This window comes from Streptomyces sp. NPDC002032 (genome assembly GCF_042890765.1).
GTDB lineage: Bacteria > Actinomycetota > Actinomycetes > Streptomycetales > Streptomycetaceae > Streptomyces.
In genome coordinates, this window is record NZ_JBIASM010000033.1 from 17,894 (window position 1) to 32,739 (window position 14,846).

The following is a 14,846-nucleotide window of genomic DNA, read 5'->3' on the forward strand; positions in this document are numbered from 1 at the left end:
CGCGTCCGCGCGGCCGGGGCCCCTCACCGTGCCAGCAGGTTCACCGCCCCCGTGAACACCCGGGGCAGCCGGGCCGCCAGCGGGACGACCCGTCCGGCCAGCGGCGGCCGCCCGCGCGCCCAGAGCAGGGCCGAGGTCAGGAAGCGGTAGTCGCGCGACAGCGCCCGCCAGGCCCGCTCGTATTCCTGCGGGCGGCCCGCGCGCACGCACCGTACGAGTTCCCCCGCGGCCGAGACGGCCAGGGTCAGGCCCTCGCCGGTCAGCGCGTCCACGTACCCCGCCGCGTCCCCCACGAACAGCACCCGCCCCGCCACCCGGGTCCGGGCCCGCTGGCGCAGCGGCCCGGCGCCGCGCACCGGCGCGCCGGGTCCGGGCGGCGGCAGCCGGGCGGCCAGCCCGGGGAAGCGGTCGGCCAGCTGGACGTCGAAGGGCGCCTGCCGGGAGGTCAGCACCGCCACCCCGATCCGGTCCGGCCCCAGCGGGGTCACGTAGGCCTCGCAGTCGGGTGCCCAGTGCACCTCCACCAGGTCGCTCCAGGGTGCGACGGCGTAGTGGCGGCGCAGTCCGTACCGCGCCGGCCGCCCCGGCGCGGCCGGCACCGCCAGGCCCAGCGCGCGCCGCACCGGCGAGTGCAGGCCGTCCGCCGCCACCAGGTACCGGGCCGTCAGGCCGGCCGCGCCGACCCGGTCCGCGTCCTGGCGGACCTCGCCGGCCCGCCGCGCCAGGACGCGTACGCCCAGCGCCTCGGCCCGCCCGGCCAGCGCGGCCTGGAGCTCGGTGCGCCGGACCCCGCGGCCGGGGCCGGCGCGGAAGAGGCCCTCGGCGCGCAGGCCCGTCGCGCCGTCGACGTAGCGGATCCCGCGGAAGGCGCTGCCCGGCACCGGTACGCCCAGCTCCTCGAAGCGCCGGACGGCGCCCGGCATCAGCCCTTCGCCGCAGGCCTTGTCGATCGGGGTCGGCCGCGGTTCGAGGACCACCACCTCCAGCCCGGCCAGGGCCCCGTGGATCGCGGTGGCCAGTCCGGCCGGGCCGCCGCCCGCGACCAGCAGGTCGATCACGGCGCGATCCCCGCGAGCCGGCCCGCTCCGGGAACGGTGGCCAGCGCACGGTCCTCGCAGGCGATCCGCACGCGCAGCAGCAGGGCGTTGAGCACCGTGAAGACCGTCGCCGTCAGCCAGGCGGAGTGCACCAGCGGCAGCGCCAGCCCCTCCAGCACCACCGCCACGTAGTTGGGGTGCCGCAGCCACCGGTACGGTCCGCCCGCCACCAGCGCCAGCCCGGGCACCACCAGGACCCGGGTGTTCCAGCGGGGCCCCAGCGTCGTGACGCACCACCAGCGCAGCCCCTGCGCCGCCACGGCGAGCCCGAGCGCCGTCCAGCCGAGGACGGGCAGGAAGGGCCGGTACGGGGCTTCGAGCGCGCAGCCCACGATGAGCGCGGTGTGCAGCGCGACCATGGCCGGGTAGTGGCCGCGGCCGTACTCGCGGGCGCCGCGGGCCAGGCTCCAGGCGGTGTGGCGGCGGGCGACGGCCAGTTCGGCGAGCCGCTCCAGTGCCACGAGGGCGAGCAGCAGCAGGTAGGGGATCGGCAGATCGGGTGTCGACGTCATCGGGACCTCACCAGCGCAGCAGGACGAGTTCGGAGGCGAAGCCCGGGCCGAAGGCCAGCATGAGGCCGGCCGTTCCGGGCACGGGCGGACCGGCGGCCTGCACGGAGCCGAGGATGTGCAGGACGGACGCGGAGGAGAGGTTGCCCACCTCCGCGAGGGAGCGGCGGCTCGGCGCGAAGGCCCGGTCCGGCAGTCCCAGGGCCTCGGAGAGCACGTCGAGGATCTTCGGGCCGCCCGGGTGGCAGATCCAGGTGCCGACGTCCGCGGGCTTGAGGTCGTGCTCGGCGAGGAAGGACTCGATCTCCTCCACCACGTGCAGCCGCACCAGTTCGGGCACTTCGCGGTCCAGCACCATCCGGAAGCCCCAGTGGCCGATGTCCCAGCCGAGCAGGTGCTCGGTGCCGGGGTAGAGACGGCTGCGCGCGGCCACCACCACGGGCCCGGCGCCGCTTTCGTGGAGAGGATGGCCGGCGCCGACCGCCAGCAGCGCCCCGGCCCCGTCCCCGAAGAGCCCCCCGGCCACCAGGTTCGCCATCGAGGTGTCCGAGGGCTGGAGGGTGAGCGAGCACAGCTCGGTGGACAGCAGCAGGCCCGCCCGCCCGGGACGCCCCGTCAGCTGCTCGTGGAGCAGGGCGAGTCCGGCGGCGCCCGCCGCGCAGCCGAGGCCGAACAGCGGCATCCGGCGCACGTCGGGGCGCAGTCCGCTCCGGGTGACGAGGCGGGCCTCCAGGGAGGGGGTGGCCAGCCCCGTCACGGTGGTCGACAGCACCAGGTCCACGTCCCGCGCCGCGAGGGCGGCCGCGTCCAGGACGCGGGCGACGGCTTCGGCGCCGAGGTCCAGGGCGGCGCGGACGAACAGGGCGTTGGTGGTGCCGAAGTCGGTGGCCGGGCCGTAGCGCTCCAGCGGGAGGGCGAGGTGGCGCGAGTCCACCCGGACCGAGGCGTGCACCCGGCGCAGCAGGGCCGCGTCGGCGCCCGGCGGCAGGAAACCGGCGAGGGCCTCCGTGATCCGCGACTGCGGGTACAGGTGGGGTGGGAACACGCTGCTCACTGCCAGGACACGTGTCATTGGCCCAACATAGGGAAGAACGGGCGGATCTGGAGGAAGCGCGCGATAGGTGTGGAGCGGACGTGTCGGCGCGGCGTAGCGTGAGGCCGTGCCCGCCCCCGCGCTCCCGGCCCCCGCCCCGGTCCCGCCGCCGGTTCCGCCGCCGACGCCCGCCACCGCCGTCCCGGCCGCCGCCCTGCTGGGCGCCTGCCACCCCCTGCCGGCGGCCGCCGTGACCCTGTTCGCCGCCGTCCTGGCGGCCGCCGCCGGGAGGGGGCCCGCCGGTACCGCGCTGACGGCCGCCGCCGTGGGCGCCGGACAGCTCTCGGTGGGCTGGTCCAACGACCTGGCCGACCTGCGGCGCGACCGGGTCACCGGCCGCCGGGACAAACCCCTGGTGACGGGCGCCGTCACGGCCGCCGCCGTGACCCGCGCCGCCGTCGGCGCGCTGCTCCTGTGCGTGCCGCTGTCCCTGGCCGCCGGGCTCCTCGCGGGCAGCGCGCACCTCGTCGGCGTCGGGGCCGCCTGGGCGTACAACCTGCGCCTCAAGGGCACGGCCGCGTCCTGGCTCCCGTACGCCCTGGCCTTCGGGCTGCTCCCGGCCTTCGTGACGCTCGGCCTGCCCGGGCGGCCCTGGCCGCCGCTCTGGCTGACCGGCGCCGCCGCCCTGCTCGGCGCGGGCGCCCACTTCGCCAATGTGCTGCCCGACATCCCCGGCGACCTCGCCACCGGGGTGCGGGGCCTGCCCCAGCGCCTCGGCGCCCGCCGCTCGGCCGCCCTCGCGGCCGTCCTCGTCCTCGCTTCGACGGCCGCCCTGGTCCTGGGGCCGGCCGGCCCGGCGGGCCCGTACGGGTGGGGCCTGTTCGCGCTGACCGGCCTGCTGCTCGCCGTCGCGGCACGGGCGCCCGGCCGGATCCCCTTCCTCGCCACGATGGCGGTCGCGGGCGCCGACGTACTGCTGCTCCTGGCCCGGGGCGCGGGCCCGCGCTGACGTCCCGCGCCCCCCGTCCGGTCAGGCGCGGGTACGGGTCCACTCCAGCAGCCGCTCCGCCGGCCAGGTGTTCACCACCCGGCCGCCGTCCACCCCGCACTCCACGGCCCGCTCGCAGCCCACGATCTGCCAGTCCAGCTGGCCCGGGGCGTGCGCGTCGGTGTCGACGGCGAAGAAGGTGCCCGCCGCCACGGCGAGGCGCAGCAGCCGGCGGGGCGGATCCAGCCGCTCGGGCCGGCTGTTGATCTCCACGGCCGTGCCGGACTCCGCGCAGGCCGCGAACACCCGCTCGGCGTCGAACTCGGACTCCGGCCGGGTCCGGCCCGTGACGAGGCGTCCCGTGCAGTGCCCGAGGACGTCCATCAGCGGGTTGCGCACCGCGGTCAGCAGCCGGCGCGTCATCGCCGGGGCCTCCATCCGCAGCTTGGAGTGGACGGAGCCCACCACGAGGTCGAGCCGGTCCAGGAGCTCGGGCTCCTGGTCGAGCGACCCGTCGGGCAGGATGTCGCACTCGATGCCGGTGAGCAGCCGGAAGGGCGCCCAGGAGGCGTTCAGTTCCGCCACCACCAGCAGCTGTTCGCGCAGCCGCTCGGGGGACAGGCCCCGGGCGACCGTCAGGCGCGGCGAATGGTCGGTGAGCACCGCCCACTCGTGGCCCAGCGCGGCGGCCGCCCGTCCCATCGCCTCGATCGGACTCCCGCCGTCGGACCAGTCCGAGTGCACGTGGCAGTCCCCGCGCAGGGCCGCGCGCAGCGCCGCGGCGGCGGGGCTGGGCGGTGGCCCCTCGGGCATCGCGGCGGCCTCGTCCTCCAGGCCCAGCAGGTACTGCGGGACGGCGCCGGTCAGGGCCTCCCGGACCACCTGGGCGGTCTTCGGCCCGATGCCCTTCACCGATTCGAGGGAGCCGGCGGCGGCCCGCTCGGCCGTCTCCCGTTCGCCCATCCGGGTGAGGGCGGCGGCCGCCGTGCGGAAGGCCCGTACGCGGTACGTGGGGGCCTGCGCGCGCTCCAGCAGGAAGGCGATCCGGTCCAGCGCCGCCACGGGGTCCACGGCCCCACCTCCTCCCGGGCCAGTGTCGCAACGCGCCGCCCGGCCCGCGACCGGCGGGCCGGGGTTCGGGTGCCGGGGCGGGCGGGGGGTTCAGATGCCGGAGGTGAGCGTGAACAGGGCCCCGTCCGGGTCGCGCAGGGCGATCGAGCGTTCGGTGGGGGTGGTGGTGAACACCGAGACGGTGCGTCCGCCGAGACCGAGGGCCGCCTCCACGGCCTCGTCCAGGTCAGGGACGCGGAAGTGGACGTGCCAGCGCGGACGGGTGTGCGGGGTGTAGGCGCCCGGTTCCACGGGCCCGCTGTTCAGCCGGGCGACCGGCTCGCCGCCCTGGCGCAGCACGACCTGCTCCTCCTCGTACGACACCTCGCAGCAGCCGGGGCGGCCCGTCGCCCACTCCAGCACCTCCCCGTAGAACAGCGCGGCGTCGAAGGCGTTGCGGGTGCGCAGTTCCAGCCAGGCCGGGGCCGGCCCCTGGCCGACCCGCCAGCCGGCGGCCACGGGTCCGGCCCAGATCCCGAACACCGCCCCGTCGAGGTCGGCGACCAGCGCGGCGCGGCCGCCCGCCGGGAAGGACACCGGGCCCACCGCGACCGTGCCGCTGCGCTCGCGGATCCTGCTCGCCGCGACATCGGCGTCGTCCACGGCGAAGTAGGGGGTCCAGGCCACCGGCACGGCCAGGTCGGCGGCCAGTGCCCCCATCCCGGCGACGGGCACGCCGTCCAGGGCGGCCACCGAGAACCCTTCGCCGAGCCGCGTCGCCGGCCGGAAGGTCCAGCCGATGACCGTCCCGTAGAAACGCTGGGAGGCCTCCAGGTCGCGGGCCATCAGGCTCACCCAGCAGGGGGCCCCGAAGACGTCCTTCGCAGAAATTGCCACAGCACAAGAAGTAGCGCCCGCCGCCCCCCGCCGCCGCGCAGGCGCGCCCGCAGGTCATCACCACCAGTAGGCGGGGTACCTCGGTGCCGCCCGGCGGATGCGGGAGCCGGCGTAGCCGGTGAGGACGAGGAGCACGGTGGAACCGAACAGCAGGGGGACGAACCGGGCGGGTGCCGGGGTCTGGAGGACGGTGACCACGGCGGTGGCCACCGCGGGCGAGTGCGGGGTGCGGGCGAGGGTGAGCAGGGCCAGGGTCAGCCCGGCCGCCACGGCCGCCGCCCAGCCGCTGCTGCCGGCCGCGGCGAGGACGGCGTAGCCCGCCGCGGCGCCGATCAGATGGCCGACGACCACGCCGCGCGGCTGCGCCAGCGGCAGGGTGGGGGCGCTGTGCACCAGGGCGGCGCTGGCGGCGAGCGGGGGTATCAGCACCGGCTCGTGGATCGCCGCGCCGATCGCCACGAGGGCCAGCAGCACCGTCGTCGCCGCGCTGACGCTGTGCAGGGCGGCGGCCGCGCTCGGCCGCGCCGGGGCCCGGAGCCCGGCCGGTCGCGGGGCGGCTCCGGCCTGCGGGACGGGTTCGGGGTGCGGGGCGGCGTCGGGGCGCGCGGCGGTGGCGGTCGTCGGGCTGGGGTTCATGGCAGGGCGGTTCCGGGGCAGGGGACGGTACGGGCGGGACCGGCACGGGGAGCCGGGCCGGACCCGGTGGTCCACCTCCGGCCCGGCCTCGCGTCCGTTCCGTGTGCGGCCGACGCAGTCCGGACGCGCTTTTATCGTTCACCCGTGCGATCTCCGTGGCCGGGGTGGTCGCGGAGCCGGCGCGAAGAGGGGAGCGGCCGGACCCGGCCGGGTAGGCATGCGGGAACGGCAGGGACGGCAGGAAGGACCGGGATGACGATACGACCGGACCCCGCCGCCGGGGTCCCGGCGGACCTCGGCGCGCTGATCGCGCACGCCCCCGACGACGCGACCGGCGCGCTCTGGCAGCTGACCGCACCGGCCCGGGGCCTCGACTCGGCCCTGATCCGGCTCCCCGCGGGCGCCGTCCTCGCGGAGCACGACGAGGCCGCCCCCGCAGTCCTGCTCGTGGTCGTGAGCGGTACCGGGCGGATCGACACCGGGGACGGCCCGCACGAGCTGCGCCCGCACTCGGCGGTGTGGCTCGCCGGGGGCACGCGCCGCTCGCTCGCCGCGGGCCCGCACGGAATGGCGTACCTGACCGTGCACGCCCGGCGCCCCGGACCGGGCAGTGGCGGCCCCCTCGGCGCCGGGCCGCTGCCCGCCGCCGCGATGCCTGGCGCGATGCCCGGCGTGATCCCCGCCAGGGGCTTTTCCGAGGGCGGGGAGACGGCCTGCCTGCTGCACCGCGTCTGCCCCGGCTGCGGGCGCCTGGCCGGCGAGTCCGACGCCCGCTACTGCTCCCGCTGCGGCGCCGGGCTCCCGGACTGACGCCGGGACGACGCAAGGCCTCCCGGGCCGGAACCCGGGAGGCCGTACCCGGCCGTGGCCGGGCGGGATCAGAAGCCGCAGCCCGTGACCCACTTGTGCGAGGAGATCCGGTCGTTCCACTCCCACGGGATGTTGCCGCGGGAGCCGTTCGGCGCACAGGTGGAGGCACCGCCGTAGTTGATGTTCTCGTAGACGCGGACGTCGCCGAGGCTGCCCGAGTAGCCGTTGTTCCAGTAGGCCGAGGCCTTGTCGTTCATGTTGTAGTTGCCCCCGGCGCCACAGGTGCGCCAGTCGGCGTCGTTGCCGCTCCAGCCGCAGCGCGCGCCGCCCTCGTTGGTGTCCTCCCAGACCCAGTAGTTGCCGTCGGCCGCCACCCCGGAGGCGTCGGCCGGGGTGGCGGAGGCGGTGGTGAGCATCGAGGGGAGCGCGAGCAGCGGGAGCGCGAGCGCGCAGGCCAGCATCGTCGTACGGAACTTACGCATGGGGTCCTCCTGAAGGGTCGGTACTCGGGGTGGTGCGGTCGGGCCGGCCGGGTCCGTCGGCCGTTCGGGTTCCTCCGGTCGGCTCGTGCGGTCGGTCGGACGGGGGGACGACGCGCTCCGCCTCCGGGAGCGCGGCGTTCTGGAGCCTTCGCCGCAGGTCGATGTCGCCGCGGTGGCGCGCGCGGAACTCATCGCCGTAGCTGTGGTCCAGAGCTTGGGAGACCCGGCTCAGGCCGGTGCCGGTGGCACAGGTCGCCTCGGCGACCGCGAGGGCGCTCTCGGCCGCGTCGGCCCCGTCCGGCGGCAGTTCCTCCGCGAAGGCGGCCGCCGCGGCCCGGGAATCGTCGGGGGAGGCGTACGGGCGGCCCGCCGCCCGCATGCACGCCGCCCACGCGCCGACCGCCTCCGCGTACCGGGGGTCCGCGCGGACCTTCGCCTCCTGCGCGGGGCGGATGTTCATCGTGACGACCTTGACGCGGAACCAGGCGGCCAGGTCCCCGTACAGGGAGCTCTCCGCCCGGGCGATGCAGCCGTCGGGGCTCGCCGTGAGCGTCGTGCCGGTCGGGGCGGTGGCCGACAGGCCCACGGGGGAGGCGCCCATGAGCGCCGTCCGGGCGGCCGCCCGCCCCCGCGCCGACAGCCCGTGGAAGTAGCGCTGATTGGGATCCGCCTGCCGCGCCGCCTCGCTCGCCCGGTCGTCCCGGCCGCCGTAGCCGTGGGCGCGGGCCCACTCCACGTCGTCCAGCCCGTACGGGAACGAGCGCTGCGCCCGGGCCTGCGGCGGGGGTTCGGTCACGGCGTACCGGAATCCGCGTTGCGCCATGCAGCGGCCGATCAGGACCTGTTCGGCCCGCTCCAGCAGCCGGGACTGCCCGGCCGTCAGTTCCACGGCGGCCGCCCGGGCCGCCCCGGTGGCCCGCGGGCCGGGGTCGCGGGCGGCCCGGCCCTCCGTCCCGCACCCCGTGCACATGGCCAGCGCCACCGCCGCCGCCAGGGCGGCCACCGCCCCCCGTCGTGTTCGCCCCATCCGTGCGGCCCTCCTCTCCGGTCGCTGTCCGGCGTCCGCTCCCGGCGCCGCGACCCAGGTGTAGCCGCCATCCGTTGTTCGCCGTCGGCGCCCTGGCAGCGAACAAACAATTGCTGAACAATCCACCCCGGACCGCAGAAAAGGGGCCTGGTGGAAGGGGCTGTGCATGGCACGCAAGGAACGTCCGCTGGAGGGCGGGGACGGGCCTCTGCTGGAGTTCGCCACCGCCCTGCGCAGACTGCGCCACGAGGCCGGATCCCCGCCCTACCGCGATCTGTCGGCGCGCGCCCACTACTCGGTGGCGACCCTGTCCGGGGCCGCCGCCGGCCGCCGGCTGCCCAGCCTGGACGTGACCCTGTCCTACGTCCGCGCCTGCGGCGGCGACCCGGGGGAGTGGGAGCGCCGCTGGCACGCCGCCGCCGTGGAACTGGCCGTCGAGGGCCTGGCACCCCCCGGATCCGGGGCCGGACCCCTGTGCGCGGATGCGGCCGGGGAAGCCGCCCAGGGGCTCCCGTACGTCGGGCTCGCCGCCTTCCGCGCCGAGGACGCCGGGCTCTTCTTCGGCCGCGAGCGCCTCGTCGAGGACCTCTCCACCGCCCTGGCGCGGCACCGCGTCGTGGCCCTCGTCGGCGCCTCGGGAGCCGGCAAGTCCTCCCTCCTGCACGCCGGTCTGCTGCCCCGGCTGCGCGCCGACGCCCCCACGGCCGCCGTCGGCGTGCTCACCCCCGGGCCCCGTCCCCTGGACCGGGCCCGGCAGGCCCTCGACGGACACGAGGAGCCCGACTGCGCCGAACGGGTGCTGATCGTGGACCAGTTCGAGGAGGTCTTCACCGTCTGCGCGGACGCCGCCGAACGCGCCGCCTTCGTGTCCCTGCTCGTCTCCGCCGCCCGGCGGCCCGGCTCCGGCTGCCGCGTGGTCCTCGGCGTGCGCGCCGACTTCTACGCGCACTGCACCCGCCACCCCGAACTCGTCGAGGTGCTCCGCGAGGCCCAGGTCGTCGTCGGCCCCATGAGCGCAGCCGAACTGCGCCGCGCCGTGGTGGAACCCGCCCGCCGGGCCGGCCTCACCGTCGAAGGGGCCCTCCAGGCCACCCTCGTGGCGCAGGCCCACGGACAGGTCGGCGCGCTGCCCCTGCTCTCGCACGCCCTCCTGGAGACCTGGCGCCGGCGCCGGGGCGCGGCGCTCACCCTCGACGGGTTCCATGCCGCCGGGGGCTTCGAAGGGGCCCTCGCCCAGTCCGCCGAGGCCCTCCACGCCTCCCTCACCACCCGCCAGCAGACCCTCGCCCGCCAGCTCTTCGTCCACCTCATCGCTCTCGGAGAGGGCACCGAGGACACCAAACGGCCGGTCGCGCGCGAGGAGTTCGGCCAGGACCCCGACAGCCGCGCGGTCCTCGCCCGCGCCGCCGCGTTACGCCTGCTGACCCTGGACCAGGGCGTCGTCGAGCTCACCCACGAGGCCCTCATCCGCGCCTGGCCCCGGCTGCGCGGCTGGATCGGCGACGACCGCGAACGGCTGCGCCGCCACCGTCAGCTCGCCGAGGCCGCCCGCGCCTGGGAGGGCGTGCGCCGCGACCCCGGCGCACTGCTGCGCGGCACCCGCCTCGCCCTGGCCCGCGAGATCGCCGCGCCGCCCGCCGTCGGGCTCAGCGCGGCGGAGCGGGAGTTCCTCGACGCCAGCACCGCCGCCGAGGCCGCCGCGGGGAAACGGGCCCGCCGCCGCACCCGCCGGCTGCGCTGCCTGATCGCCACCCTCGCCGTCCTCGCCGCGGTGGCCGCCGTCGCCACCGGCAACGCCGTGCGCGCCGAAGGGGAGGTCACCCGGCAGCGCAACGACGCCGTCGCGCAGAACCTCGCCGAAACCGCCTCCGACCTGGTGGCCACGGCCACCGCCGGAGGCGCCGGATCCGGCCTCGCCGTCCAGCTCGCCCTGACCGCCCACCGGCTCTCGCCCACCGGGCGGACCCGCGACAGCCTCCTGTCGGCGCTGATGACCTCCCTGCCCGCGCACGACCAGGAGGTCGTCGCCCTCGCCTACCGCCCCGACGGCCGTCAGCTGGCCACCGCGAGCGGGGACCACACCGCCCGGCTGTGGCAGACCCGGGGCACCGCCCGGCCCACCCCCGTCGCCACCCTCGCCGGCCACGCCGACGACCTGCGCGCCGTGGCCTACCGGCCCGACGGCCGCCTCCTGGCCACCGCCTGCGCCGACGGCACGGTCCGGCTGTGGGACGTCTCCGAGCCCACCCGGCCCGCGGTGGAGGCCGAACTGCCCGCGCGCGGCGGCGACGTGCGCGCCCTCGCCTTCAGCCCCGACGGCCGGGCGCTGGTCACCGCCGGGGCGGGGGGCGGCGTACGCCTCTGGGACGTGAGCGGGTCCGGGGGACGCGAGCCCGCCGAGTCGGCGCTCATCACCGGACACCGCGACACCGTGCGGGCGGTCGCCTTCAGCCCGGACGGCCGGATCCTCGCCACCGCCGGGGAGGACCACACCGTCCGGCTGACCGAGGTGACCGACCGGACGGCCCCCGCCACCCTGGCCCTCATCACCGGCCACGACACCCCCGTTTTCTCCGTCGCCTTCAGCCCCGACGGCCACACCCTCGCCACCGCCTCGGGCGGCCGCACCCCGGTCCGCCTCTGGGACGTCACCGAGCCGCGCCGGCCCGCCGCCCTGGCCACCCTGACCGGGCACACCGACGTGGTCGGCTCGGTCGCCTTCGGCCCCGACGGGCGCACCCTGGCCACCGCGAGCGACGACCGCACCGTCCGGCTGTGGAGCGTGCCCCCGGGAGGCCGGCCCGCCGCGCTGGCCACCCTGACCGGATTCGCCACCGCCGTCGGCTCGGTCGCCTTCAGCCCCGACGGGGCCACCCTGGCCGCCGGGGGCTACGACAGCACCCTGCGGCTGGCCGGCACCGACCTCGGCCGGGCCGTGGCCGGGGCCTGCGCGCACACCGGCCCCCGGATCACGCGCGCGCAGTGGTCCTCGTACATGCCCTATCTGGACTACGCGCCGCCGTGCAGCGGCCTCGAACGCCCATGAGTCCCCCCACCCCAGGCGGCCGGACCCCCGCCGCCGTACCGGAAGGCAGACCCCGCATGGTGAGCTCCCAGGTGCCCGTGATCGACCTCGGCCCGTGGCGGTCCGGTGACCCCGCCGCGCGCGCCCGGATCGCGGCCCGCGTCGACGAGGCCCTCAAGGCGGCCGGCTTCCTGCTGGTCACCGGGCACGGGGTGGACCCGGCCCTGCCCGCCCGGATCCGCGCCGAGGCCCGTACCTTCTTCCCGCTGCCGCCCGCGGCGAAGCGCCCCTACGCCGTCAGCGTCGGCGGACGCGGCTGGCTCGGCCCCGGCGCCGAGGCCAACGCGCTGGCCGAGGGGACGCAGTCGCCGCCCGACCTGAAGGAGTCCTGGTCCTGCGCCGCCGAGGAGCCGACGGGCGTGCCCGCGGTGGACGCCCAGTGGTTCCGGCCGAACGCCTGGCCCGCCGAGGTGCCCGGACTGCGGCAGCCCGTGGCCGCGTACCTCGCCGCGATGCGGGCCCTGTCCGACGAGCTGCTGGAGCTCCTCGCCGTGGCCCTGACCCTGCCCGAGGACCACTTCACCCGGCACACCGGACACCCCACCTGGGGGTTCAACCTCAACTGGTACCCCGGCGCCGCACTGGTCGGCCCGCCCCTGCCCGGCCAGTACCGCATCGGTCCGCACACCGACTTCGGGACGGTGACGGTCCTGGACCGCGAGCCGGGGGCCGGCGGCCTGCAGATCCACACCGACGCCGACGGCTGGCAGGACGCCCCCTACGACCCCGCCGCCCTCACCGTGAACATCGGCGACCTGCTGGCCCGCTGGACCGGCGACCGCTGGCGGGCCGGCCGCCACCGGGTCCTGCCGCCGCCCGCGCACGCCCCGGCCGAGGAGCTGGTCTCCCTCGTCTACTTCTACGAGTGCGACCCGCACACCCGCGTCGAATCCCTGCCCGCCCCCCTCGGGCGGGTGGTCCACGAGCCGGTCGACTCGCACGCCTACCTGCGGGCGAAGCTGGACGCGATCACCGTCCCCTGAGGCCGCCGCGGGCCCCGGGAGGGGCCCGATTACCCCTGGTCGGCCGCGTTCGGCAGGATGAGGGCATGACCGAGATCCGCACCCCCCGCCTCATCCTGCGCCGCTGGACCGACGACGACCTCGTCCCCCTGTCGGAGATCCACGCCGACCCGGAGGTGATGCGCTGGATCGGCGACGGCTCCGCCCTGGACCTGGACGGGACCGCCGAGGCCATCGAGCGCTGGGAGGAGGAGTGGGACGACGAGGGCTTCGGCGTGTTCGCCGTCGAACTCCTCGCCTCCGGCGAGCTGATCGGCGCCGTCGGTCTGACCGTCCCCGACGGCCCGCCGGAGGTGGAGCACGGCGTGGCCGTCGTCTGGCGGCTGGGCCGGCCCTTCTGGGGCCAGGGCTACGCCTCCGAAGCCGCCCACGCCACCTTGGAGTTCGCCCTCCAGGACCGTGGCCTCGACCGCGTCGTCGCCGTCAACCGGTCGGGCAACGACGAGTCCGAGAACGTCATCCGCAAGCTCGGCATGAAGCAGGACGCCCACACCACCGAGCCGGGCTCCGGCTCGCTCCTCACCCTCTACAGCATCGACCTCACCGAGTACGAGGCCTGACGGGCGCCGTCGAGGTCAACCCAAAGTCAGGCTTTGGTAAGTCATAAGTTCCGGTTATGGGGTCATAACCAGGGGGCGGGTGCCGGGTTAGGGTGGCCTTAGTTTAGGGTTCTCGTGATCAGTCAGATTGTCGGTCGAAGGGAACCCAGTCATGCCTCGCCCTCTGCGGGTAGCAATCGTCGGTGCCGGCCCCGCCGGTATCTACGCGGCCGACGCGCTGCTCAAGTCCGAGGCGGCCGTCGCTCCCGGTGTGTCCATCGACATCTTCGAGCGGATGCCCGCCCCCTTCGGACTGATCCGGTACGGGGTCGCCCCCGACCACCCCCGCATCAAGGGCATCATCACCGCCCTGCACCAGGTGCTCGACAAGCCCCAGGTCCGCCTGTTCGGCAACGTCGACTACCCGGGCGACATCTCCCTCGACGAGCTGCACGCCTTCTATGACGCCGTGATCTTCTCCACGGGCGCCACCGCCGACCGCGCGCTCGGCATCCCGGGCGTCGAGCTGGACGGCTCCTACGGTGCCGCCGACTTCGTCTCCTGGTACGACGGCCACCCCGACGTCCCGCGCACCTGGCCGCTGGAGGCCGAGAAGGTCGCCGTCCTCGGCGTCGGCAACGTCGCCCTCGACGTGGCCCGCATCCTCGCCAAGACGGCCGAGGAACTGCTGCCGACGGAGATCCCGGCCAACGTCCACGACGGCCTCAAGGCCAACAAGGCCGTCGAGGTCCACGTCTTCGGCCGCCGCGGCCCGGCGCAGGCCAAGTTCAGCCCGATGGAGCTGCGCGAGCTCGACCACTCGCCCAACATCGAGGTCATCGTCAACCCCGAGGACATCGACTACGACGAGGGCTCGATCGCCACCCGCCGCTCCAACAAGCAGGCGGACATGGTCGCCAAGACCCTGGAGAACTGGGCGATCCGCGACATCGGCGACCGCCCCCACAAGCTGTTCCTGCACTTCTTCGAGTCCCCGTCCGAGATCGTCGGCGAGGACGGCAAGGTCGTCGGCCTGCGCACCGAGCGCACCGAGCTCGACGGAACGGGCAACGTCAAGGGCACCGGCCGGTTCACCACCTGGGACGTGCGGTCGGTCTACCGGGCCGTCGGCTACCTCTCCGACGAGCTGCCCAAGCTCCCCTGGGACGTGGAGTCGGGCACGGTCCCGGACGAGGGCGGCCGCGTCATCGAGAACGGCGAGCACCTGGCCTCGACGTACGTCACCGGCTGGATCCGCCGCGGCCCGATCGGCCTGATCGGCCACACCAAGGGCGATGCCAACGAGACGGTCGCCAACCTGCTGGCCGACCACGCCGAGGGCCGCCTGCGCGTCCCCGCGACGCCCGAGCCCGAGGCGGTCGAGGCCTTCCTCGCCGAGCGGCAGGTCCGCTTCACCACCTGGGAGGGCTGGTACAAGCTGGACGCCGCCGAGAAGGCGCTCGGCGCAGCGCAGGGCCGCGAGCGCGTGAAGCTCGTGGAGCGCGAGGAGATGCTCGGCGCCAGCGGCGCGTGAACGGCCGAGTGGGGGGCCGCGGGCGGGGGGGCCCCCCCGCGGGGGGGGGGGCCCGGGCCCCCGCCCCCCCCCCCCGCAGCCCCCGCGCCGGAGGCGCAGGGTGTGGGTTGGATAGAGGTGATTTCGGCCGGCATCGG

At 76.4% G+C, this 14,846-nt stretch carries 14 protein-coding genes; 6 read left to right on the forward strand and 8 right to left on the reverse strand.

Annotated features, from left to right (window positions below; translation table 11 throughout):
* Positions 1 to 23: 23 nt before the first annotated feature.
* Genes ACFYYT_RS35985 through ACFYYT_RS35995 form a run of 3 tightly spaced genes read right to left on the reverse strand, consistent with a single transcriptional unit; the run spans position 24 to position 2,678 of the window.
* Positions 24 to 1,058, reverse strand: a complete 1,035-nt coding sequence (locus ACFYYT_RS35985; RefSeq protein ID WP_351830000.1) for an NAD(P)/FAD-dependent oxidoreductase — start codon at positions 1,056 to 1,058, stop codon at positions 24 to 26.
* Positions 1,055 to 1,609 (reverse strand): isoprenylcysteine carboxylmethyltransferase family protein, encoded by a 555-nt coding sequence (locus tag ACFYYT_RS35990; protein ID WP_351829997.1) that lies wholly within the window; start codon positions 1,607 to 1,609, stop codon positions 1,055 to 1,057. The genes ACFYYT_RS35985 and ACFYYT_RS35990 overlap by 4 nt, the downstream gene beginning before the upstream one ends.
* 7 nt (positions 1,610 to 1,616) lie before the next feature.
* On the reverse strand, positions 1,617 to 2,678 hold the full coding sequence (locus tag ACFYYT_RS35995) for a 3-oxoacyl-[acyl-carrier-protein] synthase III C-terminal domain-containing protein (RefSeq protein ID WP_351829994.1): 1,062 nt from the start codon (positions 2,676 to 2,678) through the stop codon (positions 1,617 to 1,619).
* An 88-nt stretch (positions 2,679 to 2,766) separates the two neighbouring features.
* Here ACFYYT_RS35995 and ACFYYT_RS36000 point away from each other — a divergent pair, with 88 nt between their 5' ends.
* The gene (locus ACFYYT_RS36000; protein ID WP_351829991.1) at positions 2,767 to 3,648 is read left to right on the forward strand and encodes a UbiA family prenyltransferase; all 882 of its coding nucleotides are present in this window, start codon (positions 2,767 to 2,769) and stop codon (positions 3,646 to 3,648) included.
* 21 nt (positions 3,649 to 3,669) lie between these two features.
* Here ACFYYT_RS36000 and ACFYYT_RS36005 read toward each other — a convergent pair whose 3' ends face one another.
* From ACFYYT_RS36005 to ACFYYT_RS36015, 3 genes are all read right to left on the reverse strand, one after another.
* Positions 3,670 to 4,698, reverse strand: coding sequence for a PHP domain-containing protein (locus ACFYYT_RS36005; RefSeq protein WP_351829988.1), 1,029 nt, complete (start codon positions 4,696 to 4,698; stop codon positions 3,670 to 3,672).
* Positions 4,699 to 4,788: 90 nt separating this feature from the next.
* Positions 4,789 to 5,523 carry a VOC family protein gene (locus ACFYYT_RS36010; RefSeq protein WP_351830013.1) on the reverse strand — a complete coding sequence of 245 codons (735 nt, stop codon included), beginning with the start codon at positions 5,521 to 5,523 and terminating at the stop codon, positions 4,789 to 4,791.
* A 108-nt stretch (positions 5,524 to 5,631) separates the two neighbouring features.
* Entirely contained in the window at positions 5,632 to 6,210 is a 579-nt protein-coding gene (locus ACFYYT_RS36015) for an HPP family protein (RefSeq protein WP_351829985.1), read from the reverse strand.
* 252 nt (positions 6,211 to 6,462) lie between these two features.
* Between ACFYYT_RS36015 and ACFYYT_RS36020 the strand changes: the two genes are divergently transcribed.
* Positions 6,463 to 7,020: a hypothetical protein gene (locus tag ACFYYT_RS36020; protein ID WP_351829983.1), complete on the forward strand. Its 558-nt coding sequence runs from the start codon at positions 6,463 to 6,465 to the stop codon at positions 7,018 to 7,020.
* Positions 7,021 to 7,088: 68 nt separating this feature from the next.
* On the opposite strand, the gene ACFYYT_RS36025 is transcribed toward ACFYYT_RS36020, so the two are convergent.
* Both ACFYYT_RS36025 and ACFYYT_RS36030 read right to left on the reverse strand, forming a co-directional pair.
* Entirely contained in the window at positions 7,089 to 7,502 is a 414-nt protein-coding gene (locus tag ACFYYT_RS36025) for a peptidase inhibitor family I36 protein (protein ID WP_351829982.1), read from the reverse strand.
* Positions 7,495 to 8,529 carry a hypothetical protein gene (locus ACFYYT_RS36030; RefSeq protein ID WP_351829979.1) on the reverse strand — a complete coding sequence of 345 codons (1,035 nt, stop codon included), beginning with the start codon at positions 8,527 to 8,529 and terminating at the stop codon, positions 7,495 to 7,497. Before ACFYYT_RS36030 ends, ACFYYT_RS36025 begins: the two co-directional genes overlap by 8 nt.
* Before the next feature lie 166 nt (positions 8,530 to 8,695).
* Between ACFYYT_RS36030 and ACFYYT_RS36035 the strand changes: the two genes are divergently transcribed.
* From ACFYYT_RS36035 to ACFYYT_RS36050, 4 genes are all read left to right on the forward strand, one after another.
* The gene (locus ACFYYT_RS36035) at positions 8,696 to 11,575 is read left to right on the forward strand and encodes an XRE family transcriptional regulator (RefSeq protein WP_388610656.1); all 2,880 of its coding nucleotides are present in this window, start codon (positions 8,696 to 8,698) and stop codon (positions 11,573 to 11,575) included.
* Positions 11,576 to 11,631: 56 nt separating this feature from the next.
* The gene (locus ACFYYT_RS36040) at positions 11,632 to 12,597 is read left to right on the forward strand and encodes a 2-oxoglutarate and iron-dependent oxygenase domain-containing protein (protein ID WP_351831643.1); all 966 of its coding nucleotides are present in this window, start codon (positions 11,632 to 11,634) and stop codon (positions 12,595 to 12,597) included.
* A gap of 65 nt (positions 12,598 to 12,662) precedes the next feature.
* Entirely contained in the window at positions 12,663 to 13,196 is a 534-nt protein-coding gene (locus tag ACFYYT_RS36045) for a GNAT family N-acetyltransferase (RefSeq protein ID WP_351831640.1), read from the forward strand.
* 151 nt (positions 13,197 to 13,347) lie between these two features.
* Positions 13,348 to 14,709 (forward strand): FAD-dependent oxidoreductase, encoded by a 1,362-nt coding sequence (locus ACFYYT_RS36050; protein WP_351831637.1) that lies wholly within the window; start codon positions 13,348 to 13,350, stop codon positions 14,707 to 14,709.
* Positions 14,710 to 14,846: the final 137 nt, after the last annotated feature.

Bases quoted from the DNA above. Each gene is read 5' to 3' on its own strand.
- ACFYYT_RS35990 (WP_351829997.1), bottom strand. From the start codon at position 1,609: ATGACGTCGACACCCGATCTGCCGATCCCCTACCTGCTGCTGCTCGCC.
- ACFYYT_RS35995 (WP_351829994.1), bottom strand. From the start codon at position 2,678: ATGACACGTGTCCTGGCAGTGAGCAGCGTGTTCCCACCCCACCTGTAC.
- ACFYYT_RS36010 (WP_351830013.1), bottom strand. From the start codon at position 5,523: ATGGCCCGCGACCTGGAGGCCTCCCAGCGTTTCTACGGGACGGTCATC.
- ACFYYT_RS36015 (WP_351829985.1), bottom strand. From the start codon at position 6,210: ATGAACCCCAGCCCGACGACCGCCACCGCCGCGCGCCCCGACGCCGCC.
- ACFYYT_RS36020 (WP_351829983.1), top strand. From the start codon at position 6,463: ATGACGATACGACCGGACCCCGCCGCCGGGGTCCCGGCGGACCTCGGC.
- ACFYYT_RS36025 (WP_351829982.1), bottom strand. From the start codon at position 7,502: ATGCGTAAGTTCCGTACGACGATGCTGGCCTGCGCGCTCGCGCTCCCG.
- ACFYYT_RS36030 (WP_351829979.1), bottom strand. From the start codon at position 8,529: ATGGGGCGAACACGACGGGGGGCGGTGGCCGCCCTGGCGGCGGCGGTG.
- ACFYYT_RS36035 (WP_388610656.1), top strand. From the start codon at position 8,696: ATGGCACGCAAGGAACGTCCGCTGGAGGGCGGGGACGGGCCTCTGCTG.
- ACFYYT_RS36040 (WP_351831643.1), top strand. From the start codon at position 11,632: ATGGTGAGCTCCCAGGTGCCCGTGATCGACCTCGGCCCGTGGCGGTCC.
- ACFYYT_RS36045 (WP_351831640.1), top strand. From the start codon at position 12,663: ATGACCGAGATCCGCACCCCCCGCCTCATCCTGCGCCGCTGGACCGAC.
- ACFYYT_RS36050 (WP_351831637.1), top strand. From the start codon at position 13,348: ATGCCTCGCCCTCTGCGGGTAGCAATCGTCGGTGCCGGCCCCGCCGGT.